15 protein-coding genes are annotated in these 15656 nt (G+C 40.1%); 5 read left to right on the top strand and 10 right to left on the bottom strand.

Annotated elements, in window-relative coordinates:
- Nucleotides 1-402 precede the first annotated feature (402 nt).
- Nucleotides 403-1914 carry a YifB family Mg chelatase-like AAA ATPase gene (locus AB6T38_RS07470; protein WP_372546709.1) on the top strand — a complete coding sequence of 504 codons (1512 nt, stop codon included), beginning with the start codon at nucleotides 403-405 and terminating at the stop codon, nucleotides 1912-1914.
- On the opposite strand, the gene ilvY is transcribed toward AB6T38_RS07470, so the two are convergent.
- Nucleotides 1908-2774 carry an HTH-type transcriptional activator IlvY gene (gene ilvY / locus AB6T38_RS07465; protein WP_372546708.1) on the bottom strand — a complete coding sequence of 289 codons (867 nt, stop codon included), beginning with the start codon at nucleotides 2772-2774 and terminating at the stop codon, nucleotides 1908-1910. The genes AB6T38_RS07470 and ilvY overlap by 7 nt on opposite strands.
- 183 nt (nucleotides 2775-2957) lie before the next feature.
- On the opposite strand from ilvY, the gene ilvC reads away from it, so the two are divergent.
- Both ilvC and AB6T38_RS07455 read left to right on the top strand, forming a co-directional pair.
- Nucleotides 2958-4442, top strand: a complete 1485-nt coding sequence (gene ilvC, locus AB6T38_RS07460) for a ketol-acid reductoisomerase (RefSeq protein ID WP_348491810.1) — start codon at nucleotides 2958-2960, stop codon at nucleotides 4440-4442.
- Nucleotides 4443-5103: 661 nt separating this feature from the next.
- Entirely contained in the window at nucleotides 5104-5436 is a 333-nt protein-coding gene (locus AB6T38_RS07455) for a hypothetical protein (protein WP_372546707.1), read from the top strand.
- Between the two features lie 58 nt (nucleotides 5437-5494).
- On the opposite strand, the gene AB6T38_RS07450 is transcribed toward AB6T38_RS07455, so the two are convergent.
- The 4 genes from AB6T38_RS07450 to AB6T38_RS07435 all read right to left on the bottom strand — a co-directional run bounded on the left by AB6T38_RS07450 (nucleotide 5495) and on the right by AB6T38_RS07435 (nucleotide 8876).
- The gene (locus AB6T38_RS07450; RefSeq protein WP_372546706.1) at nucleotides 5495-6751 is read right to left on the bottom strand and encodes a multidrug effflux MFS transporter; all 1257 of its coding nucleotides are present in this window, start codon (nucleotides 6749-6751) and stop codon (nucleotides 5495-5497) included.
- A 217-nt stretch (nucleotides 6752-6968) separates the two neighbouring features.
- Entirely contained in the window at nucleotides 6969-7559 is a 591-nt protein-coding gene (gene can, locus AB6T38_RS07445; protein ID WP_372546705.1) for a carbonate dehydratase, read from the bottom strand.
- A gap of 209 nt (nucleotides 7560-7768) precedes the next feature.
- Entirely contained in the window at nucleotides 7769-8350 is a 582-nt protein-coding gene (locus tag AB6T38_RS07440; protein WP_372546704.1) for a hypothetical protein, read from the bottom strand.
- Nucleotides 8343-8876, bottom strand: a complete 534-nt coding sequence (locus AB6T38_RS07435; protein ID WP_372546703.1) for an RNA polymerase sigma factor — start codon at nucleotides 8874-8876, stop codon at nucleotides 8343-8345. The genes AB6T38_RS07440 and AB6T38_RS07435 overlap by 8 nt, the downstream gene beginning before the upstream one ends.
- A 207-nt stretch (nucleotides 8877-9083) precedes the next feature.
- Between AB6T38_RS07435 and AB6T38_RS07430 the strand changes: the two genes are divergently transcribed.
- Entirely contained in the window at nucleotides 9084-9356 is a 273-nt protein-coding gene (locus tag AB6T38_RS07430) for a hypothetical protein (RefSeq protein ID WP_372546702.1), read from the top strand.
- Nucleotides 9357-9424: 68 nt separating this feature from the next.
- Here AB6T38_RS07430 and AB6T38_RS07425 read toward each other — a convergent pair whose 3' ends face one another.
- A complete protein-coding gene (locus tag AB6T38_RS07425; protein ID WP_372546701.1) occupies nucleotides 9425-10336 on the bottom strand; it encodes a DMT family transporter in 912 nt (303 codons plus the stop codon).
- Between the two features lie 124 nt (nucleotides 10337-10460).
- On the opposite strand from AB6T38_RS07425, the gene AB6T38_RS07420 reads away from it, so the two are divergent.
- A complete protein-coding gene (locus AB6T38_RS07420) occupies nucleotides 10461-11948 on the top strand; it encodes a M20 family peptidase (RefSeq protein ID WP_372546700.1) in 1488 nt (495 codons plus the stop codon).
- A 275-nt stretch (nucleotides 11949-12223) separates the two neighbouring features.
- Here AB6T38_RS07420 and AB6T38_RS07415 read toward each other — a convergent pair whose 3' ends face one another.
- From AB6T38_RS07415 to AB6T38_RS07400, 4 genes are all read right to left on the bottom strand, one after another.
- Nucleotides 12224-13474, bottom strand: a complete 1251-nt coding sequence (locus AB6T38_RS07415; RefSeq protein ID WP_372546699.1) for a glutamate-5-semialdehyde dehydrogenase — start codon at nucleotides 13472-13474, stop codon at nucleotides 12224-12226.
- A 41-nt stretch (nucleotides 13475-13515) separates the two neighbouring features.
- The gene (proB, locus tag AB6T38_RS07410) at nucleotides 13516-14613 is read right to left on the bottom strand and encodes a glutamate 5-kinase (RefSeq protein ID WP_372546698.1); all 1098 of its coding nucleotides are present in this window, start codon (nucleotides 14611-14613) and stop codon (nucleotides 13516-13518) included.
- Between the two features lie 93 nt (nucleotides 14614-14706).
- Nucleotides 14707-15123: a hypothetical protein gene (locus AB6T38_RS07405; protein ID WP_372546697.1), complete on the bottom strand. Its 417-nt coding sequence runs from the start codon at nucleotides 15121-15123 to the stop codon at nucleotides 14707-14709.
- A gap of 118 nt (nucleotides 15124-15241) precedes the next feature.
- Nucleotides 15242-15616 carry a TerB family tellurite resistance protein gene (locus tag AB6T38_RS07400; RefSeq protein WP_372546696.1) on the bottom strand — a complete coding sequence of 125 codons (375 nt, stop codon included), beginning with the start codon at nucleotides 15614-15616 and terminating at the stop codon, nucleotides 15242-15244.
- Nucleotides 15617-15656 lie beyond the last annotated feature (40 nt).

The raw sequence follows: 15656 nt of genomic DNA, 5'->3' as shown, positions 1-15656 counted from the left end.
AATAAATATGTTTATGTTTCTGCCTTTAAAAACAAAAACCCCCGCGTTTTACTGCGAGGGTTTTGGCAAATCTATACATACACCTACCCTCGCTGGGGTATCCCCCGCGCGTCAATAATCACAATCAACACTTGCTCGATAGTTGTATAAAAGTTGGTATTCACATTAATAAGATCGCCACTGTTGTATAGAAATATCATGTAACCCCCCGCATAATCAAGTTTTCAAAGGGTATATATTATTCTTTAACAGCCAATTCATTTATTTACGTAGGTCTAAATCAAAAGAATTGGGACAGTATTGAGGATTTACGGGTAAAACTAGACCATAGTTTCTGGCAGTTCTGCAAAATTATTCCTATTTTTACAACAAAAGTTAAACGCACCGCATAGGGAAATGTTGATGTCGTTAGCCGTTGTATATTCTCGGGCATCTGTGGGTATAGATGCCCCATTAATTAGTATTGAAGTGCATTTGGCCAACGGCTTGCCAGCATTTAACTTAGTGGGCTTAGCTGATGCCGCGGTACGTGAGTCCAAAGAACGGGTACGAAGCGCTTTACTTAATTCAGGGTTTGAATTTCCGGCTAAACGTATCACCATTAATTTAGCCCCAGCCGATTTACCTAAAGATGGTGGGCGATTTGATGTGCCCATTGCTATCGGTATTATCGCGGCCAGTGGTTTGATAGCGGTTGAAAAACTAGAAAATTTTGAGTTTGCTGGAGAGTTAGCACTGACCGGAGATATTCGTCCTATCTCTGGCGCACTGCCTTTCAACTATGCCTGTCATAACGCCAAACGCACAGCCATATTGCCAACGGAAAATGCATCAGAAGCTTGCTTAATTGAAGGCAGTAATGTATTTGCTTTTACTAATTTAGCGCAACTTTATTTGCACCTTTGCGGCCAACAAAAACAGCATTTACAACAACCAAATGCTATAAAACGTGTTCAGCAATATGAGTTTGATATGGCTGATATCAAAGGCCAACAGTTAGCCAAACGTGGATTAGAAATTGCTGCAGCCGGCAATCACAACATCTTATTTGTAGGGCCACCTGGCACCGGTAAAACCATGTTAGCCCAACGTTTATTAACGATTTTGCCGGAAATGTCGCAACAGCAGGCTTTAGAAACCGCAACTGTCTATTCAATTAGCGGTCATGAAGTTGACCCTACTACATGGTTACTACGCAAATTTCGTCAACCGCATCATACATCATCAGCTATTGCTTTGGTTGGTGGAGGTAGTAATCCTAAACCTGGTGAAATAAGCCTAGCTCATAATGGGGTACTATTTTTAGATGAACTACCGGAATACGAGCGGCGCGTATTAGATGTACTCAGACAGCCTATTGAGTCGGGCTTCGTCTCTATTTCTAGAGCAGCTAAACAGGTAAAGTACCCAGCCTCATTTCAGCTTGTCGCGGCCATGAATCCAAGTCCAACGGGCAGTTTACGAGATGGTAGAAGTACATCAGAGCAAGTACTCAAATATATTAATCGTATCTCAGGACCGTTTTTAGATCGTATCGATTTGCAAGTAGATGTGCCTAAATTAGCTAACGACGAAATGTACAGCAAGGCTCATCAAAACATTGAAACCAGCGTCGATGTGAAATTTCGTGTGCTTCAGGCAAGACAACAGCAAGCCAAACGGGCCCGAAAGTGTAATGCTCAATTGAGCGCCAATGAGATGGAGCTTCACTGCTCTCTTACCTCAGCAGACCGACAATTTTTGCAGTCTGCCGTAGAGCAGCTTGGTTTGTCCATGCGCGCTTTTCACCGTGTAATAAAAGTAGCCCGCACCATCGCGGACTTGTCCTTAGAGCCACAAATTACACGAGTACATTTAGCAGAAGCCCTTGGTTATCGAGCCTTGGACAATATCATAAACGAATTACGTTATTGAAATTCTGGTTGATTGAAAAACTCTTCAATTAGGGTTTCTGATTGCCTTGATTTTAAACAGCAAAGCCCAAGTTGATAGGGTTCAATATTATTAATTTTTATGCGGTTAACCCGACGACTCGCCATGGAATTATCGAGTACCACTTGAGGGACGATTCCTAAACCACACCCTAATCCCACCATACTAACAATGGCTTCATTTCCACCAACAGTTCCATAAACCTTGGGTCGGATGCCCATTTCAGAAAACCAATGGTGAACAATACGCTTCGACGGACCACCTTCAGGCAATACCACTTTATGATCTCGCCAATCCACCTGTTCAAGGGTAGTGATTTGCGAATCTTTTGCAGAGATCAATAGTAAAGGAATCGTGTCTATAGGTTGAAACTTAATATCTTTGGGCATGTCAGGGGCGAAAATCGCAATAGCCACATCTACTTCTTTATTTGCCACTTTGGAAACCGATAGCCAAGGGTCACCGGTTGTCAGTTGCACTTCAACTTGTGGGTGTTTGTCTCTAAAAACACTTAAGATAGTAGGCAAGTGACTCTGGCTGGCCGTTACTGAACAATATAGCTTAATCTCCCCTGTTAACGTGGGGTTGAGCATATCCAGATCGGCCTTCAAGCTATTCCAGTTTGATAGCACTTCTTGACTAAATGTTAGCATTTTTTCCCCTGCAAGGGTCATTTTCACTTTACGATTATCGCGTATAAACAATTCAGCTCCACACTCCTCTTCCAAGCGCTGAATAGCCCTACTCAAGGTGGATGGGCTGACAAATAGCGCGTTAGCGGTCTTACCAAAATGTAGGCTTTGGGCAAGGTGTTGGAACAACTGTAGCGAGCGAAAATCCATAACATTTCATTTTTTGCAATACTGTATTGCGAATATATCATTTTATTCAACAGAGCGTAAGCAGTAGACTCTATCCATCACAAGTCGTCACTGACTCGATAGAAAAAATTAAACAGGTATTTCCGTTCATGCATAAATAACGGGAATGCAAATTTTCCAAGTTAAAAAGACAGTAGGTACACAATGGCAAATTACTTCAATACATTATCTCTGCGTCAGCAGTTAGACCAATTAGGTCGTTGTAGATTCATGCAAAAAAGTGAGTTTGCTTCAGGATGCGATGCCCTTAAAGGACAAAAAATTGTTATCGTTGGTTGTGGTGCACAAGGTTTAAACCAAGGTTTGAACATGCGTGATTCTGGATTGAATATTTCCTACGCACTACGTCAAGCTGCAATTGATGAAAAACGTGACTCTTACCAAAGAGCAACAAGCAATGGTTTTGAAGTTGGTACTTATCAACAATTAATTCCAGAAGCAGACGTGGTGTATAACCTAACGCCTGATAAGCAACACTCTAGTGTAGTTGAAGCTGTAATGCCGCTAATGAAAGATGGCGCTACTTTGGGTTACTCTCACGGATTCAACATTGTTGAAGAAGGTCAGCAAATCCGCTCTGATATCACTGTGGTAATGTGTGCACCTAAATGTCCTGGTACTGAAGTACGTGAAGAATACAAACGTGGTTTCGGTGTACCTACACTAATTGCTGTACACCCTGAAAACGACCCTCAAAATAAAGGTTGGGATATCGCTAAAGCACTAGCCTCTGCAACAGGTGGCGATCGCGCCGGTGTTCTTGAGTCATCATTTGTTGCTGAAGTTAAATCAGATCTAATGGGTGAACAAACAATTCTATGCGGAATGCAGCAAACTGCCGCTATCCTAGCTTATGAAAAAATGACTGCCGATGGCATGGATCCAGCCTATGCTGGTGCGCTAATCCAATTTGGATTAGAAACCATTACCGAAGCCCTTAAGATTGGCGGTGTGACTAACATGATGGATCGCTTAAGCAATCCAGCTAAATTAAAAGCCTTTGAGTTATCGAATCAATTAACTGCAATGCTACGTCCACTTTTCGAGAAGCACCAAGATGACATCATCAGCGGTGAATTCTCTAAAACAATGATGGAAGATTGGGCTAACGGTGATGCGAACCTGCTTAAATGGCGTGAAGAAACAGGCCAAACTGCTTTTGAAAACGCTCCAGAGTACACAGGCAAAATTGATGAGCAAACCTTCTTCGACAAAGGCATCTTAATTGTTGCCATGATCAAGTCTGGTGTTGAACTCGCCTTTGATGTCATGGTCGAAGCAGGGATACTACCTGAATCAGCTTATTATGAGTCGCTACATGAAACACCACTTATTTCAAATACCATTGCGCGTAAGCGTTTATATGAAATGAATGTGGTTATTTCCGATACAGCTGAATACGGTAACTATTTGTTCGCCAATGCTGCAGTACCCTTGTTGCGTGAAAAACTTATGTCAACTATCTCTTCTGAGTTGGTAGGCAAAGGTTTGAGCAGTGCATCAAACAGCGTAGATAACATGGCATTGGTTGAAGCAAACAAAGCAATTCGTTCAAGTGGAGTGGAAACCATTGGTGAAACTTTACGTGGATATATGACTGACATGAAAGCAATTGTAGATGTTGCTTAAGTTTAGTCATAGACAGTACCAATTTCTGTCGTTAGGTGCTTAAAACTAAGCCCTTTTTGCCCGGTCATTTGACCGGGCTTTTTCTATTTAATAGAAGCGTTATTTTGATTTTTACCATTGTAGGTGTCTAAAAATTACGACTGGATTAAAAAGTTTCGACATTTTTTCCCTTTCCTGTTCAGGTGATGATAATTTAAACAATTATAAAAATCTGAGAATATTATTATCCGTAAAGTTTTGAATATATTTATAGATAGTATCTAAGAGTTAAAAAAAACGTGTTTTCTGCATAAAATTGCGAAATTAGGCTGGAAAAGTAATGAAAAGTCGTATTAACTCTAGTCCTTGATCAAAAAGATCGAATTTCTTTGAGATTTGAAAGAAGTTAATAATAAAAAGTCGCAAAAGCGATACAGTAATAAAATTATAATAAAAATTATTTAATTTATTGATTTACATAAACTAAGCCGTAATTTGTAACCTTAAGTTGAATCATAATGTGATTCAAAGACACGTTTTAGTCTCTGATCAGAAACAAAGTATTAAATAAATTTTTCCCGGAGTGACTTGTTTCGGGCTTTTAAGCATTGGCCTTTTTTTTGCATTTATTGTAATAAAATAGCGGTATCATAATAAATATATGTTCTAAGTGGAGAGCACTATGAGTTCATCAATATCAAGATTCACTCAAATGGGCGATTGGATCTTCGAAGTGAAAATGGTTAGAGCACTTCGCGTTAAAAAGTATGGGGAGCCCTATACTGCATTAGCTACATTGACAGCGAATGGGGAGTCAATGTACATAGACAGTCAGCTTACGCGAGAGAACGACGACTTTTCTCGAAAAGACTTTCTAACATTTTACAAATTTTGCCAAGCGCTAGAAATGAAAAATGTGATTTATGATAAAGTGAAGAACGGTGTAAGACATCCTCGTGTTGTAGATATTGCAGAGAACGTCAACCCATCACCTATAGTACGTCTAGTTAAGTAATCCGCGTTTTATTCCTGAATAACAAAATAGCAAACACTTAAACGAATTTTAGTCTTATCTATTTTGTTATTTTGCGGGTGTTACATACTTGCGGTTCTTTATCTCCAGTTCCAGCAACTCGAAAACAAACCATCGTAATTAAACTAAAGACTAAAAAGCCAATTGATATAGGCAAAATATCGTTTTTCACAAAACTACCTATAAACAGAGCCACAGGAACTGCAAAGGCACTGCTTAGGGATCCTGTTACCGCCGCGCCTAAGCCAGCTATGTGCCCTAATGGCATCATCGCAAGAGAATTCAGGTTGCCAAACAAAACTCCAATAAAGAAGAAATTTACAAACAGTATTGCGATAGTAAGCTTTAACGGTGGCAAACCCTGATAGTGAGATGTAACAATTACAAAAATAGTCGACATCACAATAATGCCATAGATTGCTAAGGTGCAAAGCTTATGCATTCCCAATTTCATGACCAGAGTACCGTTGATAAACGACGCAATACCAATGGAGAACGCCAGCACGGCGAATATTAGGGGAAACATATCACCTTGTGAGTAAAAGTCTTCAAAGATGGTTTGAGAAGCACTCAGATAGGCTAAAAACGAACCGAAAATACAACCCATTGATAAGGTGTACATCATTACTGCTTTTTGAGTCAGAATAAATTTACTCGATATCCACAGACTCGCAAAAGTAAAAGGTTTGCGTTTCGACTTGGGCAACGTTTCAGGTTGACGTGTGAAAAACCACACTGCCAATGCAAATCCAATAATCAAAAATGAAATAAATATTTCCCGCCAAGAAGCAAAAAATAAAATGGTTTTACCAAATGAAGGGGCGATCATTGGTACCAAAATAAACACCATCATGATAAATGACATTACCCTGGCCATGGCTTCGCCTTCAAATTGATCACGAATTAGGGCGATGCTCGCAATTCTAGGGCCGGAAACGCCAAATGCTTGAATCACTCTACCAAGCAACAACATCTCCATGGATTTCGAAAATATACAGATAATCGTACCTAAAGCAAATACGATCAATCCAGACAAAATTGCCGCTCTTCGACCTTTGGTGTCAGAATAGGGGCCATAATAAAGTTGACCAAACGCCATCCCTAAAAAGAAAATAGAGATGATCATGTGAGTATACTGAGGGCTTTCACTACCCAGGTCACTGCCAATTTGATTGAGTGCCGGTAACATAGCATCAATACTCAAGGCTACGATCGATGTCATAAATGCAATTAAGGCAACAAACTCAAACAGTCCAAGTTTAGATTTAGAATGTTCGACAATCTCTTCAGTGATCATTAGTACAATTAATTCCTCTTTAATAAAGCAACTACGAATCGAATTGCAGATAAAATGTTAATAGGTAAACGTTAGAGTGCTATTATATAGGAAAAGAAGGTACATTTTTTAAGGTATACGCTACAATCCAGATTAAAAATCATATTATACCCATTAAGTGCTCAATCAGTATTTATTAATAATCATATATACATTAGTTATTTTTAGGGTTGTCAGATCAATCTACGCTCAAATCAGTGACTAAACCATTTTTCAAGCTATAAACCCAACTGTGAATTTTCAATGTTTGACCACGCGCAAGAGCATCTCTAATAATTGTATTGCGTTTAACATTTTCAGTTTGTTCAAGCACGTTAATTTCACACAAGCGCGCCGATTTAGCCTCACCGCTGAGCTTATTTAATTCTTTTTCGTGTTTACCGGCAATATCACGAATATGGCCTAACCAATTGTCCACTAAACTTAGATTAAGAGGCTCTTCTTGAATTGCAGCATCAATGCCACCGCAACCATAGTGACCGCAAACGATAACATGCTCTACTTTTAAAACATCAATGGCAAACTGCAAAACAGAAAGACAATTAAAATCGGTGTGTACTACCAGGTTGGCCACATTTCTATGCACAAAAACTTCACCAGGAGGCAAATCGACAATTTGATTTGCAGGTACACGACTATCAGAACAACCAATCCACAAAAATTTAGGGGTTTGCTGTTGCGCCAATGACTTAAAAAAGTGTGGCGTGACTTTGGTCGTTCTCTCCGACCATCTGCGATTATTCTCTAACAACTGATCAATTTCATTCATGAAAATTCACCTAAAAACCAAGGTCACACCATCATACAAAAAACGGCGCAACTCCCATAGAAAAAGAATCCACGAATTCTAGTCTAAAATTAAGGGTTTATCTCTTTTAATCTGCGTTAAAAACGTTAAGTAAATGATTTTTATCGGCCATTAGTGATTGTTTTGTAGCGGTATCACAGAGATCGAAAGACAGAGTTAGAAGATTAATTTTAATGTTGGAAAGATTGAGACTCAAACTCCCTTAACAGGCGTTTAAATTTCAACTCACGTTTATGCATCCATAGCCACATTAATGGTATGAACACTATATTAAGGACTAGCATTAACTTCGCTTTTCGCAGCAATTCCTGTTGATCAACAAAGTCACCCCAATAAGCAAATGCGACATAACCAACAAAGAACATGGGAGTAACGTAACACAGCACTTTGTTGACATAAGCAATTTTAATATTCTGTTTATATTGCAATTTTACGCGTTCAATAAAGTCCGAGGTTGAAGCGGTTTCAGATTTGAACCCTAAAGAAAAACGCCTTAGCCATAAAAGATAGAAGAACCATACACACACAAACAGAAATACAATAGAAATCCAAATCCCTTCAAAAATAGATAGTTTTTTAGGCAAAAGCCACATTGCTAATGGCACTGAAATAACGGCTAAAGCATCAAACAACATATACAAATATTGTTTCATTCTCATTAACCACCATTGACGCTTTAAAGATTGAATATCTACTTCAGCCACATCTTGTTGTTGCCAGATTTGGTCTAAATTGAAGTCGTCGTTACTCATGATTAATAATCTCCATTAAGGATTTTTTTGCGCGATTGAGAATAACCCCAACATTCGTCGAACTTATTCCGCACACCTCGGCAATTTCCTGATACCCCAAACCTTCCATTGACATAGTGACTATTTGCCTTGATTGCACGGGTAATTGGCGAACAGCGCTAACTAACAAACTCACCTTAGATTGTTTGGCTAATTCAGATTCAGGTGACTGGCGACTGCTATTAGAAATATTTCCAATGGCAGAAAGCGTATTGCTTGAATGTGAGTTTTCTACCTCACAATAGGTTTCACTGGAGGGTTGTTTTGCGTGATAAGCGACGTGACTCACCGCTTTATTATGCGCCACACGTAATATGTAAGTTTTAAGGCTGCTAGTGCCTTTAAAAGCCTTCAAGGATTGCCACACTGCTAAGCTTATCTCTTGCAATAACTCTTGTTGCAAGTGTGGATTAGCCTCGTAACTTGACGCGATTCGGCTAAGTAATGGTCCATATTCAGAAACAATGGCATTAAAGTCCTTGCTCAACAGTGATCCCTACAACCTAAAAATTCAAAAACTAGAGTATTAGTCTCTGGTCTAATAAAAATATTACAAAATATCTGTAATGTTTTTTAAAACCACCAGACTAAAGCATTAACCGACGAATAAAACTACGTTGAAATATTCGCCAAATAAATATGTTGTGCGACTATCGCGCAAGACTTTACAAATCACAATAATAGAGGAAACATCATGAACGGATTAACCATCACATTGATCATTATGGCTAGCTTATCCTTATATTTAGCTGCGGCTTGGTTAGATACTAAACACAACTGGAAACTTATCGATTGGTTCAATGGCAGTACCCAAAACCCTTTCAAACCGAGCAAAGAGCAACAGTTTCAAACAACTATCAACCATAAAGATCAGGAAATTAAAGACTTAAAAGAACGCATTCAAGTGCTCGAAAAAATAGTCACTGAGCCCGCTTACGAACTCAACAAAAAAATAAACTCACTTTGAGTATCCGAATAACAGCGTAGCTTATTCTGGGTAAAGACTACGCTGTTTTCCTAACTCTTTAGGAAAGTTTAATCGTTAGCTTGACGAGTTTTAAATGCGCCCAAAGATAAGGGCACTTTCCCCATAGCAATAGCATTCCCCAACAATACCACCAACACACCAATCAATGCGGGTAACTGCCACTGATAACCTTCAAACAGGGTAGAAATAAATAACGCTACCAAGGGATACATCAACACCACATAAGCGGCCTTATCCGAACCAATTTGTTGCACAAGTTTCATATAAGCACCAAAGGCTAGTACTGAACCAAAGACCGCAAGGAAAAGCAGCGAGAGGTAATAGTCTGTGGAGCTAGGGAAAACCAATTCAGCGCCGTTGAGGAAGGCATAGCCGTATAAAAAAACTAAAGCATAGGTCATTGCCCAAAAATTCATTTGAATCACAGGTGTACCATGATCCAATATTCGTTCTGAGATGACATTCCCGAAAGCTGCGCAGACAAATGAGATACATGCCAAAGTAATTCCCAATGACAAAAACATTTGGCTTTGGGCATGTTCAAATTGCGGTACGAAGATCATTGCCATGCCTACCAAACCAAAGGTTGCGCCAAGTACCACCTCTAAGCGAATAGGCTTTTTTAACAGCAGACGACGCATAATCACATTAATATAAATAATGCATGAACTCATTAGTGCAACCACAGCGCTAACTAAGTACTTTTGGCTTTCATATAAAAAACTGTAGTCGAGGGTGTAAAGGCATAGTCCCACTGCGGCCATTTTAAAATGAATATGCATGGGTAGTTTCAATGGCAACTTCTTATACCAACACACACAGCCGAGTATTATTGAAGCAATAGTAAATCGATATGCCACCGACAAAACCGGGTCCACGTCACCTAGTTGAAAGGTAATGGCGATCCAAGTCGAGCCCCAAATTAAAGTGCAGCTAATAAAAAGTTGTACATTCGACACGCCAAATCTCGTAAGCTAATAGGATAAGTCGACATAGTAGCAAATCGTTTTCATAGAAACGAATTAAGAGTATGCTGTTAGCGTACTATTGTTAAATTTTATTTATGACGAAAGGACTTGGAATATGAAAAAGTTATTTGGCATGTTGCTGTTATTAATAATTATCCTGGCAGCTATATTAGGGATCCGTTCCGAAACGGTATTTAAAGACACGCAACTACAAGTTCAGCAATTAGAACACAACTTACCGTTAGATACAGATGCGGCAATTAATCGATTTGCCAAAGGCATTCAATTCCAAACCATATCTCACGACGATCCTGAGAAATTCAATGCTCAGCCCTTTATCGATTTTAGACAGCACATCAAACTAAGTTACCCCCTTGTACACCAAATTGCCCAACAAAAAACCTTTGGTGAACATAGCCTGTTGTACTATTTTCCTGGCACAGATAAATCGTTAAAACCGGCTTTGTTAATGGGACATATGGACGTGGTGCCGGTAGACGAGGCTACCCTAGATAAATGGCAACAACCGCCTTTCAGTGGCGTTGTCGAGAACGGTACTATATGGGGCAGAGGCACCATAGATGACAAAGTAACGGTATTTGCCTTACTGGAATCTATGGAACTGTTATTACAACAAAACAAACCCTTCAAGCGAGGCATATATTTAGCGTTTGGCCATGATGAGGAAACCGGCGGCACTCGAGGCGCGGTAAAAATTGCCGAATACTTGCAACAACAAGGTGTAGAGTTTGAATTTGTGTTGGATGAAGGGGGGGCAATTACCGAAGGTATAATGCCTGGTATTGAACAACCCGTAGCATTGGTTGGCGTTGCAGAAAAAGGCTTTGTTAACCTCAGGCTAACGGTAAATTCTGCTGGAGGACATTCTTCACAGCCACCTGAACACACGGCGTTAGGCATTTTAAGTGACGCAATAGTCAAAGTAGAAAATGCCCAATTTACTCCAGATTTAACCTTTAGCAAAATGACCTTTGATGCTGTCGCCACTTACGCCCCATTAAGTAGCCGCTTATCCATGGCCAATTTGTGGTTATTAGAACCAGTTGTTAGCAATGTCATGGTAAAATCACCATCAAGTGCTGCAAGTATTCGTACAACGATTGCGGCAACAATGGCAAAAGGTAGCTCCAAATCCAACATTTTGCCTTCCCAGGCATCAGCAGTAATTAACTTTCGAATACTGCCAGGGGATTCAATTGAAAGCGTAAAACAACATGTGATCAGCGCCATTGATGATGAACGTGTGATGATCAGCGACTTTATGAGTATTAACCCGTCAGAAGTCTCACCCACGGATAGCTTCGGGTTTAAGTTAATTGAAAAACATATACGCCAACTGGATAACGATGTTCTGGTGGCACCCTATTTGGTGATTGGCGGCACCGATTCACGCTACTACACCGGACTCTCTAAGAATATCTATCGTTTTATGATGGTGCGTTTAAACCCTGAAAGCTTAACTCGCTTCCACGGCATTAACGAACAGTTGCCCGTGGAAGATTACCTGAATGCGATTCGATTTTTCCACGCAATGCTGCAAGAAACTGCGGGCGTAGAGCTATCTGAAAACAGCAATGGATAGTCGGTCAAACTAAAAGTAAACATAGAACAGATAGAAGATTGGAGCACAAATTAGCCACCCCACAAAGGTACATTTAAAAAAGCTATCACTTGGCGCATCAAAGGTAAATGAAGTGGATTGCTGAGGTACTTTAGGGAAAGGTTTCAGTAGCCTATAAAGCTTGAAGAATCCCAATCCAACTAGGATTGGGACTACCACAACGGCAATGATGACTAACAAAAATACCCAGGTTTCTGGTGAACTCCTACCCATACTAGATAGTTAACAATTCAATATTAACCACGGATTTCACCGTCACCGTAAACCACAAACTTTTCAGTGGTTAGTGACTCAGCCCCCATAGGGCCATATGCATGTAATTTGCTGGTAGAAATACCAATTTCTGCACCTAAGCCTAACTCACCGCCATCAGAGAAACGTGAAGAGGCATTGGCCATAACTACCGCAGAATCCACAACACGAATAAATTCATTCGCTGCAGAGTAGTCTTGGGTGACTATCACTTCAGTGTGGCCTGAACCATATAAGCCTATATGTTCTATGGCGTGATCAAAATCATCCACTACCCGCACGGCAATCTCTAGGGCTAAATACTCCGCATGCCAATCGTCCTCGGTAGCAGCTTCAGCGCCGTCAAAATAGCTAATGCTTTTTTCACAGGCGTGCACTTTTACCTTATGTTCAGACAACATTTTAGCAGCCATGGGTAAAAACCCGTCAGCCACCGACTGATGCACCAATAAGGTTTCTAAGGAGTTACATACGCTAGTACGCTGGGTTTTACCATTTTCTAGAAGGGATAAACCTTTATTTAGATCGGCTTGCTTATCAATATATAAATGACAAACGCCTTTGAAGTGTTGAATCACCGGTATACGACTATTTTCCGTAACAAAACGAATTAGGCCTTCACCACCACGAGGAATAATTAAATCTATAGACTCATTTAGGGTCATTAATTCGTTCATCACACTGCGATCAGTATTAGGCACCACCACAACAACATTGGGGTCTAATTGATGTTTTTCCAACGCCACCTGAATACAGTTCGCCAAGGCTAGATTAGAATTTATCGCTTCTTTTCCGCCTCGTAAGATCACGCCATTGCCGGCCTTAAGACACAGTGCTGCAGCATCAATAGTCACATTCGGGCGTGACTCATAAATCATCGCAATCACCCCTAATGGAATGCGCATTTTACCCACTCGAATACCACTTGGACGCTGCTGAACGTGGCTTATTTCCCCCACAGGATCGGGCTGCTGGACGATCTCAAGAACTGCACTTCGAATTCCTTCGAGACGTTCTTCGGTTAAGCGCAGTCGATCTTGCATAGATGCATCTATTTGATTTTGCTCAGCGGCATCTAAATCTTTTTGATTCGCTAATAATATTTGCTCTTTTTGGACAATCAGTTGATCGGCAATTTCAGTCAGAAGCGCATTTTTAGCCTGACTGCCTAAAGACGAATAAGCTCTCGCCGCTTTTTTTGCTGCCACTGCTGCTGCAGCGATTGAAAATGTCATTTGAATATACTCACTATTGATAACAGAACTAATTAAAAACCTTAAAGCAAAACCATATCGTCTCTATGCACTACAGCTTCCCCTGATGTGTAGCCTAAAACGCTTTCGATTTTACTGCTTCGAATTCCTTTTATGCTGCCCAAATCAGATGAATTATACAGTGCTAAACCTTTAGCCAAAGCATGGTTTTGATATTCGATGGTGACCGCATCACCAGCACTAAATGTTCCCATTACATCGACAATACCGCTAGGCAATAAAGACGCGCCTTTATTGAGAATGGCCGTTTTAGCGCCAGAATCGATGACAATTTTACCACCACTTTTGAGCGTGTGTTTTAGCCATTGGCGGCGGGCATTTTCACGACTTGCCACAGGAACAAAACGGGTTCCTTGGATCTTCCCATCTAGAAGTTGGTCGAAAACTTCGCCTTTCTGACCGTTGACTATGAGGGTTTGAATACCACTTTGAGTACACTTTTGAGCAGCTTGCAGTTTAGTTAACATGCCACCCGTACCCATTTTTGTACCTGCACCACCAGCTAAAGCAAAAGTGCTTTCATCAATACAAGATACTTCTGATATAAGTGTCGCATCTGGATTTAGTCGCGGATCTTGATCATATAAACCATCCACATCTGAACAGATAATCAGAGTATCAGCTTGTGCTACAAGCGCGGTGTAAGCTCCTAAATTATCATTATCACCCACTTTAAGTTCATTCACCGCCACAGTATCATTTTCATTTACTATAGGTAACGCTTGGTGATTTAGCAGCTCACGCAAAGTATTTTTTATATTTACGTAGCGGGTTCGACTATGTAAATCGTCGTAGGTTAACAATAGCTGTGCACAAGGAAAGTCAAAAAAGCGAGACCAATTAGACATCATTTGCATTTGCCCAATGGATGCCATGGCTTGTTTTTCAGCTATCGACGGGGTGTGATGTATCGGGATATTACCTCGACCAGCTGCTACGCTGCCCGAAGATACTAAGATCACTTCTTTGCCTTGTTCTCGACTTGCGGTTATAAAGCGCGCAATTGCTAATAAATAATGTCCGCTGCAATGCTGACCATCAGGCGCAATTAATGCGCTACCGACTTTTATAACAGCACGCTGCCACTCAAACTCATGCATCAGTTTTCTCTACTTAAAGAATTATCAGTAGATTACGACAATTCACAAACTAAACAAGGCATTAGGGTTATAAGTTATGGAAAAATAGGAAGGTTAATCTTTTACAACCGCAGCTAACTGCTGTTTTAACCATATTTCAGCTGAATCTTCGTTGTCGAAAAATTTGAATTTTTCACCGGCATTTTTATAAATATCGCCAATATGTTGTTGAGCAAAATTAGGGGAGTCACAATCATTCACTAAAATCGCGGTTGCCACGCGATTTTGTGTCTTCTCTCTACGGACTATTTCGGTTAAACGTTGCCCCGCTTCGTGCACATAGATACATTCGCCATGTAAGATAACTAAAACAGCCCAAGGCTGCTTTATAAGCTCCTCAATCATTGGATCAGCTAACTCACCAGACTCGTCTAATGACTCTAGATTCCAAGGACCTGTCCCTTCTAGACGCAAAATTCTATCTTTAACGAATAAATCTAGCGTACCGTGGGCTGCAAACATTCTAGGCACAAACTCACCCCTACGGCTAATTTTTTACTCTAAGAATTAGTATATTTATATTTTCAGCTCAATACCAATAATTTAAAACATCACTAATGCCTATTTACTAATATAGCCATTTAGTTTGTTATTCGATATCGATTTTGTCTAGATATTTGGCTAACACTCGGAACTTTAAATAATCAAGAATTTCTTGTTCTTGTTCTGCAATATCACCATCTATGAGACAAATTCCTTGAGCAATGGCCAAGGCCTTTTTAGCATTAAAGCTTAAATGCTCTTTTAGTGACATCACAAATTGTTTTGCTTCACCGTTTTCGACAGCATCTCGCACTTGATGTATAGATTGTCGTTGAAACTCTTCCAGATCATCTTCGCCTTGCCAGTTTATATGGCGATAAATGGAATCGTAATAATCTTGTTCAGATAAGGTAATTTTGCCATCAATACGATAAAGCACCATACATAGTTTTAATAATGCTTCATTGAAAGATTGTTCCATTTCAACTTTTACTCCAATTAAAGACAAGGATTTGCTTTGC

Source organism: Aliiglaciecola sp. SL4, from assembly GCF_041538045.1.
GTDB lineage: Bacteria > Pseudomonadota > Gammaproteobacteria > Enterobacterales > Alteromonadaceae > Aliiglaciecola.
Note: the sequence above shows the minus strand (reverse complement) of the source record. Positions and strands in the feature narration are given on the sequence as shown.

Excerpts from the sequence above, each read along its gene's own strand:
- can (WP_372546705.1), bottom strand. The coding sequence starts at position 7,559 with ATGAATGAAATTGATCAGTTGTTAGAGAATAATCGCAGATGGTCGGAG.
- AB6T38_RS07440 (WP_372546704.1), bottom strand. The coding sequence starts at position 8,350 with ATGAGTAACGACGACTTCAATTTAGACCAAATCTGGCAACAACAAGAT.
- AB6T38_RS07455 (WP_372546707.1), top strand. The coding sequence starts at position 5,104 with ATGAGTTCATCAATATCAAGATTCACTCAAATGGGCGATTGGATCTTC.
- AB6T38_RS07400 (WP_372546696.1), bottom strand. The coding sequence starts at position 15,616 with ATGGAACAATCTTTCAATGAAGCATTATTAAAACTATGTATGGTGCTT.
- AB6T38_RS07470 (WP_372546709.1), top strand. The coding sequence starts at position 403 with ATGTCGTTAGCCGTTGTATATTCTCGGGCATCTGTGGGTATAGATGCC.
- ilvY (WP_372546708.1), bottom strand. The coding sequence starts at position 2,774 with ATGGATTTTCGCTCGCTACAGTTGTTCCAACACCTTGCCCAAAGCCTA.
- proB (WP_372546698.1), bottom strand. The coding sequence starts at position 14,613 with ATGCATGAGTTTGAGTGGCAGCGTGCTGTTATAAAAGTCGGTAGCGCA.
- AB6T38_RS07430 (WP_372546702.1), top strand. The coding sequence starts at position 9,084 with ATGAACGGATTAACCATCACATTGATCATTATGGCTAGCTTATCCTTA.
- AB6T38_RS07450 (WP_372546706.1), bottom strand. The coding sequence starts at position 6,751 with ATGATCACTGAAGAGATTGTCGAACATTCTAAATCTAAACTTGGACTG.
- AB6T38_RS07420 (WP_372546700.1), top strand. The coding sequence starts at position 10,461 with ATGAAAAAGTTATTTGGCATGTTGCTGTTATTAATAATTATCCTGGCA.
- ilvC (WP_348491810.1), top strand. The coding sequence starts at position 2,958 with ATGGCAAATTACTTCAATACATTATCTCTGCGTCAGCAGTTAGACCAA.
- AB6T38_RS07415 (WP_372546699.1), bottom strand. The coding sequence starts at position 13,474 with ATGACATTTTCAATCGCTGCAGCAGCAGTGGCAGCAAAAAAAGCGGCG.